The 17745-nt window shown below is 50.0% G+C and carries 13 protein-coding genes; 1 reads left to right on the plus strand and 12 read right to left on the minus strand.

Annotated elements, in window-relative coordinates; genetic code table 11:
• Window positions 1–12 precede the first annotated feature (12 nt).
• Window positions 13–2859 (minus strand): ATP-binding protein, encoded by a 2847-nt coding sequence (locus DHN43_RS13815; RefSeq protein WP_108818970.1) that lies wholly within the window; start codon window positions 2857–2859, stop codon window positions 13–15.
• A 19-nt stretch (window positions 2860–2878) separates the two neighbouring features.
• Here DHN43_RS13815 and torT point away from each other — a divergent pair, with 19 nt between their 5' ends.
• Window positions 2879–3952 (plus strand): TMAO reductase system periplasmic protein TorT, encoded by a 1074-nt coding sequence (gene torT / locus DHN43_RS13820; RefSeq protein ID WP_108818971.1) that lies wholly within the window; start codon window positions 2879–2881, stop codon window positions 3950–3952.
• Between the two features lie 70 nt (window positions 3953–4022).
• Here the strand turns inward: torT and DHN43_RS13825 are convergent, their stop codons facing one another.
• The 11 genes from DHN43_RS13825 to tssE form a co-directional block, all read right to left on the minus strand.
• Entirely contained in the window at window positions 4023–4922 is a 900-nt protein-coding gene (locus DHN43_RS13825) for a pentapeptide repeat-containing protein (RefSeq protein WP_108818972.1), read from the minus strand.
• A 32-nt stretch (window positions 4923–4954) separates the two neighbouring features.
• On the minus strand, window positions 4955–5830 hold the full coding sequence (locus tag DHN43_RS13830; RefSeq protein WP_108818973.1) for a type VI secretion system-associated protein TagO: 876 nt from the start codon (window positions 5828–5830) through the stop codon (window positions 4955–4957).
• Window positions 5820–7391, minus strand: a complete 1572-nt coding sequence (locus tag DHN43_RS13835) for a sigma 54-interacting transcriptional regulator (protein WP_108819050.1) — start codon at window positions 7389–7391, stop codon at window positions 5820–5822. The genes DHN43_RS13830 and DHN43_RS13835 overlap by 11 nt, the downstream gene beginning before the upstream one ends.
• A gap of 37 nt (window positions 7392–7428) precedes the next feature.
• Window positions 7429–10131, minus strand: coding sequence for a type VI secretion system ATPase TssH (gene tssH / locus DHN43_RS13840; protein WP_108818974.1), 2703 nt, complete (start codon window positions 10129–10131; stop codon window positions 7429–7431).
• A gap of 15 nt (window positions 10132–10146) precedes the next feature.
• A complete protein-coding gene (icmH, locus tag DHN43_RS13845; RefSeq protein ID WP_208980635.1) occupies window positions 10147–10965 on the minus strand; it encodes a type IVB secretion system protein IcmH/DotU in 819 nt (272 codons plus the stop codon).
• Complete coding sequence (tssK, locus tag DHN43_RS13850; protein WP_082596636.1) at window positions 10965–12314, minus strand: type VI secretion system baseplate subunit TssK; 1350 nt, start codon at window positions 12312–12314, stop codon at window positions 10965–10967. The genes icmH and tssK overlap by 1 nt, the downstream gene beginning before the upstream one ends.
• A gap of 29 nt (window positions 12315–12343) precedes the next feature.
• Window positions 12344–12904 (minus strand): type VI secretion system lipoprotein TssJ, encoded by a 561-nt coding sequence (gene tssJ / locus DHN43_RS13855; RefSeq protein WP_057462090.1) that lies wholly within the window; start codon window positions 12902–12904, stop codon window positions 12344–12346.
• Window positions 12905–12969: 65 nt separating this feature from the next.
• On the minus strand, window positions 12970–14469 hold the full coding sequence (tagH, locus tag DHN43_RS13860) for a type VI secretion system-associated FHA domain protein TagH (protein WP_108818975.1): 1500 nt from the start codon (window positions 14467–14469) through the stop codon (window positions 12970–12972).
• A gap of 9 nt (window positions 14470–14478) precedes the next feature.
• Window positions 14479–15513, minus strand: coding sequence for a type VI secretion system baseplate subunit TssG (gene tssG / locus DHN43_RS13865; RefSeq protein WP_108818976.1), 1035 nt, complete (start codon window positions 15511–15513; stop codon window positions 14479–14481).
• Window positions 15477–17264, minus strand: a complete 1788-nt coding sequence (gene tssF, locus DHN43_RS13870; protein WP_057462093.1) for a type VI secretion system baseplate subunit TssF — start codon at window positions 17262–17264, stop codon at window positions 15477–15479. The genes tssG and tssF overlap by 37 nt, the downstream gene beginning before the upstream one ends.
• Window positions 17265–17282: 18 nt before the next feature.
• Complete coding sequence (gene tssE / locus DHN43_RS13875) at window positions 17283–17741, minus strand: type VI secretion system baseplate subunit TssE (RefSeq protein ID WP_208980636.1); 459 nt, start codon at window positions 17739–17741, stop codon at window positions 17283–17285.
• Window positions 17742–17745 lie beyond the last annotated feature (4 nt).

Consider the following 17745-nt stretch of genomic DNA (forward strand, 5'->3'; position numbering starts at 1 on the left):
GCAATCAGAAGATCAGTCTTCCAAGGGTTTAAGTCCGAGATGTAAAGCCGTCTCCTGTAAATGGCTCAGCTCCTCATCCAGCATTGACAATACCGGAGTAAGCTTGATTTGATCGGCAGATAGGTCTCCGGCCATCATTTCAAGATCTCCAAGTAATTGCACGCTTCGAGTAAGATTGAAGTTGGAGACAGCTCCTTTCAAGCGGTGAGCGAGGTGCGCTAACATCTTCATGTCTCCAGCTGCGAAAGCCTGCTTTAGCTCTTCAACATCCTGGGGTGTCTTTGCGAAGAAGTCGGCAAGAATGGCCATAACATTGTCCTCGCCCATGTATCGAATGTCCTCTATCAGACCGGTTTTCACGGCATCGATAGAAGGAGCTGCGTCACCAATATCTTCTGAGAGCCGTTTATCCGCACTGACGTTTTGAAGAGCCGCAACAAGATTGCTCGGAGATATTGGCTTTTGAACAAACTGTGTGATGTTTGCTGCTTCCAGCGCACTCATATCTCTGAGTTTATGAGCCGTAACCGCAATTAATCGAGGGAGTTTTTGATTGGCGCTTGTAAGCTCATGCATTCTGCGGGCGGTCTCAACACCAGTGATATCAGGCAGGTCCAGATCAAGCAGCACAGCATCAAACTGCTTTTCCTCATAAGCCTTCAAAGCTGCAGCTCCATCTTGCGCTTCGGTGACTTCACATCCCATCTTTTCCAGATAGCCACGGGCAACCATGCGGCTGACAGAGTGGTCTTCTACGACCAGCACGCTCAGCCCCAAATTTTGATCAATCTCATTCTCCTGGTCACTGGCAATTTCTGAAAGTGCTCCTTCTTCAACAGGCACGATCAGTTTAAAACAAGACCCGACTTCAGGTTCGCTTTCAACGGTCAGAATACCCGAAAGCGCTTCGGTTAAACGGCGGCAAACTGTGAGCCCTAACCCTGCGCTGAAGCGTTTATTGCCGTAGCTGTTTGGTTGATGCTCATAAACATCGAAGATGTGCTCCAGCTGGTCTGCTGCAATGCCGATGCCAGTATCTGTAATTGAGAAGATGAGTAGGAATGTGCCTTCTTCTTCACTAGGTCGTTGATCTATCTCCCAAAAAACCCGGCCAGTCTCAGTGTACTTGACTGCATTGGAAAGAAGGTTAATCAATATCTGCCTCAACTTGGATGCATCCCCAAAGACAACGCGTGGGACGAGCGGAGAGATTTTGATATCTAGGTGCAGGCCTTTCTCTATCGCATCCGTTTTTGCCAGATCAGCCACCTGCGCAATAAAGTCATCCAGTGAAAAGTGTAGTTTGTTGATATCAACGCGCTCTTCTCGGTATCGCTCGTAGTTCAGAAGATCATTAGCAATAGCCAGAAGATCTTGCGCAGATTTTCGTGCGATAGTCATGCGACCTTTGATTGGATCAGATACGTCATGTTCGATAAGGCGCAGCATGCCAATCACACCATTCAGCGGTGTTCGGATCTCATGGCTCATCACTGCAAGAAATTCAGATTTAGACCGTGTTGCCTGCTCCGCCTGCGCCCGTGCTTCATCACTTTGTCGAGCTTCCTCTAAGTATTGCTGGGTGCGTTCTTCAACTTTGTCTTCCAGCTCGCGTTTGCTCGTTTGCAGGTCTAACTTCAACTGATGGTTATGACGTACCTTGCCATAGAGAATTTCCACAGCACGCTCCAGTCCCCCAAGATCATCTCGGGAGGTTCTGTGAATCGCCTGCGTGAAATCATCTCTCGCAAGTGCAACAATTCCAGAAGCGATGGATCGCAAACGTGCAACAATTCTTCGATTGGCAAAAATGAATATGGAAGCTGCGACGCCAAGCACAATCAGCACAAGGCCCGAAAAACCAATCAGGATCCATTCCACCTTATAGCTCAGGCTCTTTTGTTGGCTTTCTGCGTATTCCTGATTGAGAACAATCAGAGATCCCAAACTGTGGGACAGCTCCTGAGACCTGATGCTCACGCTTCTACTTGTATCGAGCGCCTTTTGCCGCAAATCGATCTCACCCATCAGAATCTCTGTAAGTTCAGAGGGAGAGAAAATATCATTGAGTTCACTCAATCGTCGCTCAACCTGAGCGGCCCAATCCGGACCGCGAATGAGCAAGGCACGCCCTTCAAGCCGCTTCAATTGTGCAGTTGCGTCTTTCAGGAATTGTTCGCGCTCCTCCTTAGCAAGAGAAAAGCGTACGGTCTGCAAAAGGCTCTGAAGCGTGATTGCGGCCTGTCTGAATTCGATCATTCGTTCCAAAAGAAAGAAATCTTCATCAACCAGCTTATCAAGCTTCTGCTCTTTTTTTTCCTGACTTTGCTGGTCATAAAGAGACGTAATATCGATCGAAACACCCACTCGCGCATTGGAAACCAGATTATCACCAATGACTGTCAGTTCAGACAGTGCTTCAAGCCCCTCCCGGCTCAGGGTTTGTAGCCGGACATCGAACGCTTTGATTTGGCGGGACAATCCAAGAAGGTTTTGTGTTTCTTTAACAAGAGCTAGTGCGTTATCACGAACAACCGTTGTATTGAACTTCGTCGCCTCCAAAGCAGAAACAGAGGTCAGATCTTGCTGTATGGTAACCACTTCACTTTCAAGCTCACCGCCAAGGCGAATAATCTCACCTTCATGTTGTGCAAGCGAAAACTCGCGAGACAGCTGGGCCACTGTTTCTGATGAACGCCCCAATGCACCACTCGCCGTGGTCAGACGAATATTGCTTTGCATCAACGCCTGATAGGTTTGGCTCAGATACAGTACACTTCCAAAAGCCAGAATGGCGGTAAGAAGGGAGAGGCCTGCAAGTGTTGAGAAGATCAGCTTAATCTGTCTATCAAATCTCACCTTAGGCTCCTGATATTCAATGAAGTTTCCAGTAACTCAATTTGGCCAGTGCATCATCGCGACTGCAATACTATTGCTGTGCCTCCTCTCATTTGTAGGCCAAAGTACAGCACAGGACTTTGATTTACCTATCGAAGCCCACAAAATACCGTTTGATTTTTCAAGCCCTGCCCAATCGGCTACATACACTCCCTCCAAGGCTTCTGGAAAAGGCTTCTCCGTTTGCGTTCTCGTCCCTCATATGAAAGATGAGTACTGGATAAGCGTTCACTCTGGATTTCAGGAGAAGGCAAAGCAACTACAGCTGAACTTTGATTGGCATGAAGCAGGTGGCTACCTAAATCTAGACCGTCAGGTAGAACAAATCCGCACCTGTGTTTCCAAAGGACACGATGCAATTGTAATTGGTGCTGTCAGTGCAAAAGCGCCTAAACTTCTTAAAGCTGTTTCAAAGGCTAGCCAACAAGTACCGGTTATCGCCCTTGTGAACGATCTTGCCTCTCCTGATTTGACTGCAAAAATAGCTGTTTCCTGGGAACGTATGGGACAGATGCTGGGAGAGAAGATCGTCAGCGACTTGCCCAAAGGACCAGACCGTCAGTTCACGGTCAGAATGGTGTCAGGCCCCTCATCTTCTGGTTGGGCTCCTATTCTAGAAAGAGGCCTTAGAGAAGGGTTGAAATCTGATCGCATCACCGTCATCAAAAACTTTGAAGCAGACAGCGACTACCACAATCAGTTCCAACAAGTAGAAGCTGCTGTTGCAGAGTGCGGCCCCAACGACATCCTCGTTGGCAGCGCCCCTGCCGCAGAAGCTGCCATGTCCCTCATCAACCTTATCCCCTGCGCATCGAAGCCAAAAATCTACGCAACCTATTACTCTCACGCAGTAAAACGCGGCCTCCGCTCAAGCAAAATCGCCGCATCAGTCGTAGATTTCCCCGTCCTCCAAGGCTGGCTCGCCGCCGACCAAGCAACAAAATTGCTGACTGGCTCTCTAAAAAACAAGCAAGTAGGCCCAACAATTCAAATTACGACACCCAAAACGCTTCCAGCAGACAGGTGGGCTATTGTTTCTGAAGCTTTTAGGTAGTTTAGGTGTACTATTAATGCCATTGACGTTAACTCATGATGCTGTTAGTGCTCATCAAAACGCCCACCTATCAAGTGATGGGTGGGCGGATGACTTTTCCTTTTTCGTTGATGACTTGGACGCTGGCCCATTGTTCTACGGAGAATAAAGCTTTCCACTTTTCTTCTATGCGGGCACGGTTTACGTTTGCTTGCGAGAAGTTTGCGTTGGTGAGGTCGGCATCGTCGAAGACACTGTCAGTTAACAGGCAATAGCTCAGGTCAGGGCCGTGTGTGCTTGATTTCCCAATCAGGCCACCACTGCTCTTCATGCCCCGGAAATATGCTCCGGTTAGATCCAGCTGAATGCTTCTGTCTTTCTTTCTGAGTAGCTTTCTTAGTTCAGACACCTTCTGCACTGATGCAATCAACTCCCCACGGGCACGAGCATGTTCTTTGCCGGCCATCAAGTTTGAGCGTTGTGCAGAGCTTGTGCTGCGAATGTGAGCGGCCAGAAGTTGCAGGACGTCCTGAAAGTGTTCATTTGGATTGGACTTTGCGATTTCTGAAAGGATCACAACACCGGCTTCACGCAAAGCGCCATTCCCGGATTCAAGGAGTTCTGCGGCTTTGGTGAACTGTCCCAAAACGTAGTTACGACGTGTTGCCTTAACTGCTGCGAAAGCTGAACTGGCGATATATGCGAGCAATAAAAACGCTGGAATTGCAACAAAAACAGTGAAGAGTGCACTCAGACCAGCTGCAACATTGTAAAATACCGATGTTTGCTCAATTGGGGTGTAAGGCACGCCTTTGGGGATGGGTAACTGACTTCTAAACGTTTCAATCTTACCACCCGCAAGTACGACAAGGTTACGCACCATGGAATACTCATCGGGAATGAGATTGAGATAGTCGCAAATCAAATAGGCTGGAATTGTCAGAAACCCGAGGGTTACCAGTATCACAGCAATACGGAAACTATGCTTCATTGGAAAAATGCCTGTCTCAAAAAATCAAATTCCTACCAGTGACACGCCTTGCGAAGAGGCGGCAGCATCTCCTGAAGGTTTGCCAAGTCGAATAGGTAGGCACGCGAGCCCTCATCTGACACAACATCAAGTTGCACCCGATCCACGTTGGCCCAACGATTAATGTGTGCGATGCTGGTCAATCCACGCGGGCTGATAAGAATGCGTTTGCTTTCCGCGCTCTGCCAGACATCGTTGTCGACACGCTGATCGCGCAGCATAACGCGGATTGGAACCCGGCGTTTAACGTGTGGCTCATTAAGCACCAAGGCAACTGTTGTGATGTCTTCAACACAGGATAGCAGCAAGATCGCAGGCTTTTCCTCGATACCAGCATCAACAGACTGCACCGCTTTCATGCTGAGGTAGACATTGGTTTCACCTGGCTGAATGACCGGTTGCTGTCCTTGTTCAGTTTGCAGTGCCTGTGCCTTCTCAGGGATTGCCCCATCACGTTGCTCCAGTGGTTGAGCAGGGATGCTCTCTTCCTGGATCTCATCCCACCTGAATATCGCGGGATGTCCGACTGCGCCAAAGCGAAACTGCCAGGTTAAATCCCCTGAAGATCGCGTTCGTTCCATCGCTTTCGCCTGCCGTTCTAAACGGCCCGCAGGTGCATTCACATTCTCAACGAACTCTGGATTGGGTTCTCCTGCAGATAAGACCTCAAGCGGGGTCTTAAGCAACTGGTCAAAGCACGACAAACGATTAACCCGACCAATGGTGAGAGTGCATTTTTCAACCACCTGCTTTTCCAAGGTGATCGTTTCTGCATAAGAGGTCGATGATAGAGAAATACTGGTAGGAGCCGCGATCAGGCCGGCCAGCGCTGCTGAAAAAATCGGGTGAGCAAACCTGCTAGTTCTCATGGTCGAATTCCATCGTTGGACAATTGAATTTGCTGAGTTTGTTGGCAAGGGTACGTTTTGGTATTTGTAGGAAATCCGCCATTTTGCTCCGATCCCCTTTGAACTGGGAATACGCGCTCCGTATCAAGTCTAGCTCGAAGTTCGAGACAACCGTGCGAAGTCCTTTTTCTGCCAGTAACAGATCATCGTATCCGTTCTCACCTACAACAGAATTGCTCTGAGCCCCGGACACAGCAGCAGTATCGAGTTGCTCATTCATGGCTTGTTTGAGAATACTTCCTGAAATTTCGTCAGTGTCATAAGCGAGAAAGACGGCCTTGATCATGCAGTTCTGCAGCTCACGGACATTGCCTTTCAGCTCTGCTGTTTCCAACAGGGAGACGGCTTCTTCACTCAGTGCTTTGGAGGTGTCTGCGTTACTAACAGCAATCTCCTGCAGGAAGTGGCGTGCGAGATGAACTCTATCGCCTTCGCGGCTACGCAATGGTGGTACGTCTATGGTGAGCTGCGTAATACGGTAGAAAAGATCGGCCCGGACCTTTCCGCTCTCAATCGCTTTTTTCAGGTCAACATGGGTGGCGCAGATGAGGCGAAAATCGACAGGCTCATCTTTACTTCCTCCCAGTGGACGAAGCTTTTTCTCTTGAAGAATACGAAGCAGTTTGACTTGAAGATCAATCGACAGATCACCAATCTCATCAAGAAACAACGTCCCGCCAGAAGCTCTTTTGACAAGACCGTCTCTATTTTCAGTTGCCCCGGTGAAAGCACCCTTTTTATAGCCAAACAACTCGCTCTCAATAAGGTTCTCTGGCAGAGCTGCAATATTTTCTGCAATGAAAGGTCCATCAGAAAATTGTGAGAGCCGGTGTAAGGATCGCGCAACGACTTCTTTGCCCGTCCCGGTCTCCCCTTGCACCAAAACCGCGTACTTGTTCTGTGCGTATTGGGCGATTTTCTCTCTGACCTGGGTTATCTGCGGTGAGCGTCCCACGAGGTTATCTGAGAGCATGGAGTCGACCTGCCCTTTTTGGTGCTTCGACTTTTCAACCTGCGTTTCTTCGGTTTTCAGCAGGTTCTCCAGAGAGACAAGCAAAGGGGACAGGTGGAAATATGAGCGCCATAACACATGCAGCGTGTGGTGCTCCTCCTGAAGTCTTGGAGTACTACCTGTTGAAGTGAGCAGGAAAATGTAGACTTGATTGTATGCGTTATGACCTTCTGACGTTTCCAACAGTATCCGATGGGCAACGAGAGAGCCATGACGACAGAACAGAGCTGAGCTCAGATCTTGTGTCTTCGCAGAAGATGGCGTCTTCCCAAAATAGAATGGCTCAGTCTGCAAGACATCCAGCTCACGGAAGCGCTCGGTGCCGACTTCATTGTCAAGCTGTGGAAGGCGGGCTACCGGTAGCCCGCCATCACATGCAAAAGGTATCAACTTGCGGCCAGTAATATCTGGCAAGTAAACAGCGATAGCTTGTGCTCTGGTTGACGCCAACACAGTCTTCAACATCATGGCGCGCAGTTCATTTTCTGACCTGCACGTCATCAATGTCATCAGAGCGTCTGTTGTAGAAGATGCCTCCATATCAATACTAATGCGCCTCTTCCAAAGCGAGGTCTTCGGCTGGTTCCTCGTCAGCATCTGCCTCGTAGGCCGCTGCGAAAGTGAAGCCGTCTTCACCTTCCGGGCTGTCAATGGCAATCGCGGAAATCTGTTCACCGCGATGGCCAGCTTCTAACAGCTCAATAGACAACGTAGGCAATAGCTGGCGTTGAATAACCTGATCGACAAGCCGGGCACCATTAGAGGCCACTCGGCACATTTGCGTTACACGTTCATAGGCCTCTTCACTAATGGAAAGCGCAACCTTCTGTGTGTCCTTCAAGAGCTGGATGAGATCAGCAAGACGCATTTGCACAATGTCTGCCAGTACTTCTTCAGATAGTGGCAGGTAAACCAATGGTTCCATCCGCGCGAGGAGTGCGGGTTTAAAGTGCTGCGCAAAGAGCGGTGTAAGAGATTTCAGCATCGAGCCATGGCTTGGAACCTGACCATCTTCGGCACTTGCAACCCAGTTCTCAATCTGGTCTGAACCAAGATTACTGGTCAGGAAAAACACCACGTTGCGGCAATCGATAAGGCGCCCTTCCCCATCAGCAAGCTCTCCCTTATCAAACGCCTGATAAAACAGGTTAAGCACGTTCGGGTCGGCTTTTTCAACTTCATCAAGCAGCACGACAGAATAAGGCTTCTTGCGAATGGCCTCTGTAAGCACACCACCCTCTCCATAACCGACATAACCCGGAGGCGAGCCGATCAACCGGGAAACCGTGTGACGCTCCTGATACTCAGACATGTTGATGGTGGTAATGAACTCTTCGCCACCGAATAATCGGCGCGAGACCTCAAGGGCTGTCTCTGTCTTTCCTACCCCAGAAGGTCCAGCAAGGAAAAACACACCAAGCGGTTGGCCTTTTTTGTGAAGATCAAGCCTCGATGCCCGCAAGCGTGCTTCAATTGCATCAATGGCGTGGTCCTGACCTTTGATTGCTTTCTTCATGGTTTCAGCAAGGGTCAGTAGACGATGGTAATCATCCTGCACCATGGAGTTGATCGGAATACCTGTCCAATCGCTTATGATTGCAGCAATCTCTGAAGGTCCAACTTCTACCGAAATCAGAGGCTCTGCCCCAGCTTCTTCAATCAGCGCATTCTTGTGGTTTGCAAGACTCGCACGGACTTCATCCAAGGCGTCTTCGTCGAGTGTTTCAGGTTGCTTCTGGAACAGATCTTCGCGGGCAGAAATGAAGTTTTCAGCTAAGGAAACTTGTGTTTCCAGACGTTGCGAAAGCTCCGCCTTACGTGCTTCAAGCTCATTCAACTGGTCTGCGATGGCTTTGAGACGCTCTAATTGCTCAGGCTCCAATGGGCCTGTGTGCTGGTCGCGCTCCAGGCCTTCTCTTTCCCAGCTCAAGGTTTGGAGGCTTTGCTCAACATCTTGTAGTTCGACAGGAGGCGTATTGGCCCCAGCTCGAACGCGGGCACAGGCCGTATCCAGCACATCAATCGCTTTGTCTGGAAGCTGACGGCCAGTGATGTAACGCGCTGCCAGACGGACAGAAGCGCCAATCGCTTCTTCGGTGATGTAAACACCATGCGCATCTTCGTAGGCTTTTTTGAGCCCACGCATGATGATGATCGCTTCATCAATGGTCGGTTCATCCAACTTCACCAATTGGAAGCGACGGGTCAGTGCAGGGTCTTTCTCAAAGTACTTTTTGTACTCAGACCATGTTGTTGCGGCAATTGTTTTCAGCTCACCTCTGGCTAGAGCAGGCTTCAGTAGGTTCGCAGCATCAGAACCACCTTGATCACCACCAGCTCCAATCAGAGTGTGTGCTTCATCAATAAACAAGATAATCGGTTCAGGACTGGAGCGGACTTCGTCGATGACACCTTTCAGGCGCTTTTCAAATTCACCCTTCATAGACGCACCAGCTTGCAGCGCTCCGATATCCAGCCCCCAAAGGGAAACGTTGGCGAAATCTGCAGGGACGTCACCATTCGCAATGCGCAGGGCAAGACCTTCGGCCAGTGCGGTTTTACCTACACCAGCTTCACCAACACAAATTGGATTGTTCTTTCGGCGGCGGCACAAGATTTCGATAATCTGGCGGATCTCATTATCGCGGCAGAAGATCGGATCAATCTTTCCATCTTTCGCCAGCTGAGTGAAGTTGGTGCCGTATTTTTGAAGGAAGCCGTCTGCCCCCTCTCCTGCACCTGATGCTGTCCCCGGCATGGCACGATGATCTTTTTCGAAAGAGCCAGCCGTCAACGCTTCGAAATCGCGCAGCAAAACATCAGATGAGACGCGCTCTAGCAGCGGGTAGTAGTCCATCTGCATATAGCGGCCACGCTCATTGAGCAGGGCAATGAGAACAGCACCAGAGCGGACGGTTTTCTCACCTTGCTCAACGGAGGCAATCAACCATGCATCCTGCAAGAGGTCCTGAAGCAGCGGTGAGAACGTTGGCGTGCGATCAGCTTCAACTCTGCGATATCGGTTGAACGTTGCACGAAGGGCCTCGTTCAACTTGTCTGCATCTACATTCTGGCTTTGTACCAGTAATCTAATATCCACCGCAGGTTGTGAAACAAGTGAAATGAGGAAATGCTCAATTGTCACTTCCTGATGCGAGTTCGAAACGCAAAGGCTGGCAGCTTCTTCAATTGCCTGACGACAGCATGAGTTGAGACGCTCAATCAGCGCCTTGATTTCCAGTCGAGCCATACTCGATCTCCAAAATTAAAGCATTTCACGCAGCTGAGTGACGACCCCATCGGTGTATTGGTCTATCTGCCAATAAAACCCGGCGTAGGTCAGCGCGCATAAAATAAAAAGGCTAATCCAAACAAGAGAAACAGGTGTATGCCAATGAACGACATGCGCTTTCTCAATCACTTTGTTCTCTGATTGACCAAGTTCGAAATTCCCCTCACCCCGCTCCTGCCGGATGACGTGGTGAACATCACGCATGATTTCTTCGAGCTGCAGCTTGCCATTGTGCATCACTCGATACTTGCCTTCGAAACCAAGCCCGAGCAGCAAATACAGGAACTCAATCAACTCAATGTAACGAACTGGATCCCTCATCAGACGGCTGAGAACTATAAAAAATTTCTCACCGCCCCAGGTTTCGCTATGAAACAATGCCAGCAAACTGCGCTCGGACCAGTCGGAATTCTGCCCCCAGGGAGAGCACATCACCGCTTCGTCAATTGCAGAACACAGGCAATAGCGGTGCGCCAGAATGGTGGCACGATCAAAACCCTCACGTTGAAGCTCCAGCTCAAGGGATTCAATCTCAGCCCGAACATCTTTGTGCAGGTAGTCCAACTTGTTGTTTTCAGAGACTTCCGGAATGCGTGAAATCAAGGCAAGCAAGGACTGGCTTGCATCAATGATTTTATTGATGCTGTGTCCACGCATGGGGAAGCTGATGTGCTGCACTGGCCTTGGGGAAACATCCTTCAAATTCTGAGGCACTGTTTCAGCACTTGCAATTGGCGCGTCTTCAACAACTTCAGGATCACCAGAGTCAAACAGATTTGCAACTTCACTCATCATGTCGTCCTTTCATTGCGGATAGCCCAGAACTGCAGCTGCAAATCAGCAAATTCACCCGCGATGTGGAAGGCAAAACCACTCGCGTTTTCAATGTATTGCCAACCTGCGGAGTTGGCATCCAGCTGGAAGTAGGAGAACCCTGCATGATACGGCAGTTGCCGTGGCGGAGAAGGAAGCCTTTGAAGCACGACCCCGGGCAAATGCAGATGGATCAACTCGCGAATTCGCTCAATGGACGACACCTTGGTTTGCGCCGGGAACGACTTTGCCAGTTCTTCCAGCTCCATACTGGCTTTCACTGCAACAACAAAAATTGCTGAGTTCAGAAGCGACCGATCACTGAGCGGTGACGTGATGATGCCGTACTTCTGCTTGTTCAACGGTAGTGCGATTGCGTTTGCTTCAAAGATCGTCGATAGCGACTGGCGTAAAGAGCTAATCACAGGGTCAAAACAAATCTGCGGTTCCTCGTGATGGTAGGCCGGCCACGTTGTTGGCATGCGTTGTTCATGCGTAAACGTTGCCAACTCTCCGGCCGCCCCAGAGAACATCTTATAGAGCTCTTTTGGGTGCACGCCTTTGAGGGAGGACATGTGCCGGAATTCCGGCCATAAACGGTTGATTGTTTGCAGCATCAGGAAGTCAGAAACATCCGAGACGCCTCGCTGACCCGGTGTACCCATGCGGCTTGAAATGTGTGAGGCACGCTGGCGCAGCAGTCCTACGAGATCATCAAGGGTTTTACGCAGGCGGGGTTGAGCATCAATGGTTGAGGCCATTGGTAGAAACTCATCATCCAGCACCACGCTGCCGTCTGAGTTCTTGTTCCGGATACGCGTTAGGGGCAGACACGTGAAAGCAGAACGGTCTTCACGTTCGAGCATCAATCGCAGGCGGTACTGAGCCACATCCACCAGAAACGCCTCTGAATCTGAACTGGTGTTGTTGCGCACATCCTGAGAGAACGCACGCATCCGCGTCGCATCCTGAGGGTTGAGCGGGTCTTCTACTTCGGGAACACCGTTTGAGCGCAATGGCAAAGCCAGATACACCATCTGCCCGACGACGTTTTCACCGCTCACATCTAAAGGTGCAGGCGCCATTGTTTCGCCAGGCACATCAATCGTTGTACCGTCGGGGAAAATTCCCAGCGCATAGTCAACCAGCAACTTACCGTGCAGCAGGCTTTCCTTATTGATCTCCAACCGGCTCACCCCGTGCTGATAAGGATCAATCGCCTCGCTGCGAGAGCGGATAAGATGCTCTAAATATCGTTGTTGCTGCTGAAAATGGTGGGGCTTCAAAAACAGACCATCCCGCCAAATTACATGGTTTCGCAGTGACATAATCTAAATAAACCTATTTGCTCTCAAACCTACCGATGAAGGTTCGTGATAATTTTTTTTCTGCTGATGACAGCAAGCAGCTTGTAAGTTTCTCCCTTGGGCTTGACCTGCTCGACGACGCGCCAATCGACTTTTTCAGGCTTCGCATAGCCACCCACAAGACCAATGAAAACAGTGTCTTCGTCCAGCTCCAGTTCGCTCACGACCTTGGATTCACCGGGCATGACTTGAACTTCCTTCACATCAATGAAAGTGGTTCCAAGAGCGTTTTCATAGTCTTCGGTTGCCTCTTCAAAAGAGGATTGCAGTAACTTGCCATCGTCACCCAATTGGAAGACCCAGACATCAATCGGCACGCTCTCACCCAGATCATTCTTGTTCGATCCTGGCTCTGAGAAAATGGTCACATCAATCAGTGTCGGCTGGTCCTTAGGCTCTCCAACCGGAATGCCTGGGTCCATGACAACCTTGAAAACCTTCTCAGGAATTTTCTGTGCTTCGCATGCACTCAACGCCAGCAGTGCAACTAGTGCAAAGGCAAGATGGAAGCCCTTTTGCAGGAGCGCGTTTAGTGTCCAACCCCAGTTCATCGTATGCCTACCGCCTCATTCTTCTCAAAGCTGGACACTTTCAAATCTTCGCTAGCCATCAAACGTCACTCAGCTGCATACAAGTGCTGGCTCCGCATTTCGCGGTCATAGACTTGCCGGAAAATCTCCCAGAACATGCGCGTCAATCCGCGTTGGCGACCAGAGCGCATTTCTTGGTAGTAATGCTCGTACATCTGCCAATTCCAGCCATCCAGATCGCCTGTCCGCGGGGCATGTCCTTTGTAGCGTGCAAACCGGTTTTTCAGGTTCTCAGGAGAAAGGCCGAGAAGAACCGCTTCCAGAGCTTCATCCGCCGCAATACGGCTTGCCTTCTCATGCAGTTCAATCTGCATCAGACTCTCTTCAATGGCAGAGGGAGCATTCAAATGAACAGGGCTTTGAACAAGCAAAAGGTCCTCAATCGCCTGCTCAGGGCTTTGAGCCAGTCGGATCGGATTATCTTCCACCGGATGCAGGTGAGTGTCGTTCATTGACGAACGGTCTTCCCACTGCTGCGTATGAATGGCCATCAACCCAGCAATTGCCGTTTTCAAGGCAGCACCAACATCCTGAGTGATACGGTTCGCTTCAGGCAAACTCATATTGCCGGCCGGTAGTCCCAGTGCAGTCAGAAGAGGTCGCAGCACCACATGATCTACCATGCCCTCTTCTCCGGATTCAGAAAGAGCAACGGAACCATGCCAACTTTCGGTCTCCTGAATATCGCTGACCAACATTTCTTGCCCGCCCGAGTTCGTCAGAGACTCAAGATAGCTGTCCATATCCGGATCAACCGGCTCTGTACCTGTATTGGTCATAGTATGGTTTCCTTTTGCTTGGGGCATGATCATCAAACGGTGATGTGCTTGAGGATCATCCACACCCAGTGCCTTACCGCTGTTTTCAGGCTGTAGCCCCAGAGTGCTCAATAAGTCCTCGTCCAACTCTTGTTGGTCGGGCTTGCTGTCATGATTTAATTGAGAGAGCGGATCTTGATTGCCTGGCAGGCCTTCATCATCCTGCTGGTCAAGAACCTCTACAGGATCGCATGCAAGGACCCCTGCCCGCTGATTGCCTGCGAAGAAATCCTCACTGAGGTCACTTTCTAATCGGTCCGCGAGGATGTATTCGATGTTATCTTGTGTGTGCTCGTCTTCATCCTGCAAGCGTCCGGACACAATTGTGTCTATGGCTGCAAAGCGACCAGCCCACTGCTCGCTTTGGTCTTCCAGTTCGCTGCCTTCAGCAACCACATAAGTGGTCAACTTGAATGCCCCAACCTTCCAGACATCACCGTCAGAGACACGAAATCTCTGACCCGTCGGGATTGGCCGATTGGAACCATTTACGATGATGCCTTCATCACTCACGGCTTCGGCACAATAAACACCGTCTTGAAAAAACACGCGTACATGCTCGCGAGAAACAGAGTTGCGCCTATCCAGCAGCTGCCAGTGACACTGTTCACCAGAACCGATATTTCCGCCTGCCTTGTCAAATGTGGCAGTGGCTTTACTGCCGTTTTCAAGCGTAGACGTGTTGTTGATGACCAGGACAAGTTTCATACCACCCTCCTACAACCGCGCAGAGATCAGGACTTCGCGCGAGCGTCCATCACCCTTGTCAAGAAAGGTTGACCAACCCAGTCGTCCTTCATATTCGTCGGTAAGCATGACCGGTGAAGCTTGGTTTTCCGCCAGTTCCAACTTGATGTCGTAGGCATGTTGATCACGCAGCATGAATTCCACCAGATCTCGCAAGGCCTTGTAGTCTCGTCCATGAGGGAGGAAGTCCTGAAAACGCTCAAAGCTCAAATTCTTAATGAAGATGTTGAATTTGCTGGAGATATCAGAAACGCTATCTCCAATAATGGTGTCTTCACCCAGCAACATGTTGTGCTGGCCCAGCTCAGAGCGTTGCCCTTCGGGAATGTCCACTCTTCGTTGAACCCATTCCTCCACTTCCACTTCTTTATGAAAAAAGGCGTGAGACACGACACTTGCGATCGCAGCAGGTGAACGATTGCGAGACGCCAGAACGCCTGCGAACGTAAGCAAGCGTGCCCAGTTGATGGGTGATTTTTGCCGCGACTCCCGATCTGATAATCCAAAAACGCAGAACACCCATTGAGAGAATGGATCCAGCGCACCTGGCTCATAACGCACATAGAAGCGGTACTTGCGCATGGAACGGTGTAAGAGGCCGACCAGTCGATTATGGAAGAAGTCAAAGAACCCCTTCATCAAGGAGCCTTGCGCATCATATTTGGCTATGACCTCTTGATAATAAGAGGGCAACGGCGAGCTTGAGCCGTGCAGGCCGAGAAACGTCACTTCCATATTAAAATCGACATAGTCGACCGGTTCGACGTTCGTCTCGTGATCACCCTGTCTTTCAATGCTGGCGATATCAGACAGCGGAAAGCCAAGCGAATGCATGACGCTGAAGTTGATCTTCTCATCTTTCGGCAAAAGATGCGTACCAACTTCATTGCGCTCATCATAACAACGCTGGATCAGCTCAACAGCTTGGAAGAATGACCAGCTGCGAGCATTAAACTGTAGGTCGCCTCTTAAATCAGAGGTTGTCGCCCAATTTTCGCTGGCCATTGATAGACTTCATTGTTTTGTGTTCCATTTACGATGAGTTCGTGGAACGAATTGACACTTGAATAGAGAGAAAAGAATTCTGCGAGCACGCTGCAGAACAAGAACATTTCGCCCTCGCTCTGGAATGCGTCTTCGCTGAGAGACATGACAGTTTTCAAACCTCGAACGGCCTGCCCTCGAAATAACTTGTCGACCGGTTTCGTCTCGATGGAAATGATGCCATCAATACGCTGCTTACTGACACGCTCGTCCTGCCTGTTCAGGCGAGCCTGAAAATCGTAGGTCGCAATCACGGTCTTCAGAGCTTCTTTTTCAAGCAATGAAACGTAATTAAGAGAAAGGTTGGAGATCAGGTTCCAGTAAAGCGATCCATCCAGCGGTGGATAGACTGGTGCACTGGGCTGGCTCAGGTTCTTAAATGTCACGAAGCTCGGCGTTTCACCTGTTGGCTCACGCACATCACCTGCACCCAACTCCATGGCATGTTTGGGATGGAAGCACTTCAGGTCAGCAGAGAGAACTTCATGTTCTGGAATGGCGCGCTCATTATCGTGACGCACGAATGAAACCAGATGCTCCATACCGCGCTTACCCAACGCTTCACGAAGTCTCAAACGATAATAAATCTGAGTTAGACCATCCGCACGCTCGACCTCATGATGGAAAGATTCAAAGGAGGGATACTCGCGTAGATGAGAACCGCTCGTTGGATCCTTCGCTGCTCTCCAGCTCATAATCCGATCGATGGAAAAGATGTCTATGGCACCACGACCATTTGCTGTCGGTCGGATTGGATACCGCATCTGACTATGATCGATTTTCATCGGCTCAGCATCATAGTCGAACAAATTCACTGCAGGAACGCAGTAGAGGCGGAATGTTCCAGGACGCACTTTCACATCAGGTGGCAAAGGTCTGGAAAAAGTGAACTCTAATGAGAAATCTGTTTCTTCACGATTGCGGAAAAAGGGCTCTAATCCATCAATGTCATAGCATTGGAATTTTGCAGGAAAGACAAAGTATTCCTGCAAGAGCCGGTAGCCTTCATAAGCAGAATTTTCATTAGGCAGCAACGCCTCGGAGCCACCGAAACCTCCTGGCTGCAGTGCTGAGGCTGGAAGCTTGTAACGGCTAACACCGTCTTCATTGTCTCCATCAGCACGAAAGCAAACCGTGACGTCTTTCAGGTATCGGCCCATCCACAAATAAAGCATCTGGGCGGCGACTTCATCGCCAGCAATCCATAGACGTAGGTCATTAAAACTCAACCGGGACAGAGGCAGGCCCGACAATGTCTGGAACTGCAATGTCAGAACAGTGCTTTCGCGAGAACGCTGAACATCCTGATCGACAATATCGAGCGGATAGACCGTTACATCTGCTGTTGTCTGAAAGGGGCAGACAATACCATCCACTGGGCGTGACAAGATCTGCGAGCCCGACGGCAATACCTGACGCTCTGTAATCGCTTTTTCGACGGGGACCATCTGCATGAGTGTGGTTGATGGAAACGCCCGTAGGAAATTTGGAATAAGCAGCTGCACGAGTGAATGGGTAAGCTCCGGAAGCTCGTCATCCAGCTTTTCGCGCAGTTTTGACGTTAAAAACGCAAAGCCCTCCAGCAACCGTTCTACGTCTGGATCCGTGGAGGCATCAGACAAATATTTCGACAACCGCGGATTGCGTTCGGAAAAAAGCCGACCGCTCTCTCGCAGATAAGTCAATTCGTCTTGAAAGTATGAAGCTTTCACAGCTGGTTGCCTGCTTGACTAAACAATATGAGCGACATGCCCATCTTTCATAAGAATATCGATTTGCACCTGCTCCCCCTGGCTTAAGGCTGGCATGAGCAGAGTTGCCTTGAACCGCAGTTCTAATGGGCGGTCAGGGTCACGAACGAAATGGACGGACCGCACCTGAACGCGCGGTTCATATTTTTCAATGCATTGGCGGATAGAGGCCGCAATATGTTGCGTAAGGTCGTTTGTCGCCACGCTGGACAAGTTGAAATCAACCAGTCCCAAATCTGGTGTAGCAGCAGAAGCCCCTGCTCTCGCATTCAACAGCTTGGCTAGATGACGCTTGATAGAGTTTACTTTTGCTTCCAACAGATCGATGTTCTGAGGAGGAGAGATCTCCTCCTCATCAGCAATCAAACGCTCGAACAAGCTGCCACGCGCTGTACGAAGCCTGCTGTCCCAAACAACGGGTTCATCGCGCTTTCTCATGGGC

This window comes from Pseudovibrio sp. Alg231-02 (assembly GCF_900143565.1).
Lineage (GTDB): Bacteria > Pseudomonadota > Alphaproteobacteria > Rhizobiales > Stappiaceae > Pseudovibrio.

Excerpts from the sequence above, each read along its gene's own strand:
- tssK (WP_082596636.1), bottom strand. The coding sequence starts at position 12,314 with ATGTCACTGCGAAACCATGTAATTTGGCGGGATGGTCTGTTTTTGAAG.
- icmH (WP_208980635.1), bottom strand. The coding sequence starts at position 10,965 with ATGAGTGAAGTTGCAAATCTGTTTGACTCTGGTGATCCTGAAGTTGTT.
- DHN43_RS13835 (WP_108819050.1), bottom strand. The coding sequence starts at position 7,391 with ATGACATTGATGACGTGCAGGTCAGAAAATGAACTGCGCGCCATGATG.
- tssG (WP_108818976.1), bottom strand. The coding sequence starts at position 15,513 with ATGGCCAGCGAAAATTGGGCGACAACCTCTGATTTAAGAGGCGACCTA.
- tssH (WP_108818974.1), bottom strand. The coding sequence starts at position 10,131 with ATGGCTCGACTGGAAATCAAGGCGCTGATTGAGCGTCTCAACTCATGC.
- DHN43_RS13825 (WP_108818972.1), bottom strand. The coding sequence starts at position 4,922 with ATGAAGCATAGTTTCCGTATTGCTGTGATACTGGTAACCCTCGGGTTT.
- tssJ (WP_057462090.1), bottom strand. The coding sequence starts at position 12,904 with ATGAACTGGGGTTGGACACTAAACGCGCTCCTGCAAAAGGGCTTCCAT.
- tagH (WP_108818975.1), bottom strand. The coding sequence starts at position 14,469 with ATGAAACTTGTCCTGGTCATCAACAACACGTCTACGCTTGAAAACGGC.
- torT (WP_108818971.1), top strand. The coding sequence starts at position 2,879 with ATGAAGTTTCCAGTAACTCAATTTGGCCAGTGCATCATCGCGACTGCA.
- tssE (WP_208980636.1), bottom strand. The coding sequence starts at position 17,741 with ATGAGAAAGCGCGATGAACCCGTTGTTTGGGACAGCAGGCTTCGTACA.
- DHN43_RS13830 (WP_108818973.1), bottom strand. The coding sequence starts at position 5,830 with ATGAGAACTAGCAGGTTTGCTCACCCGATTTTTTCAGCAGCGCTGGCC.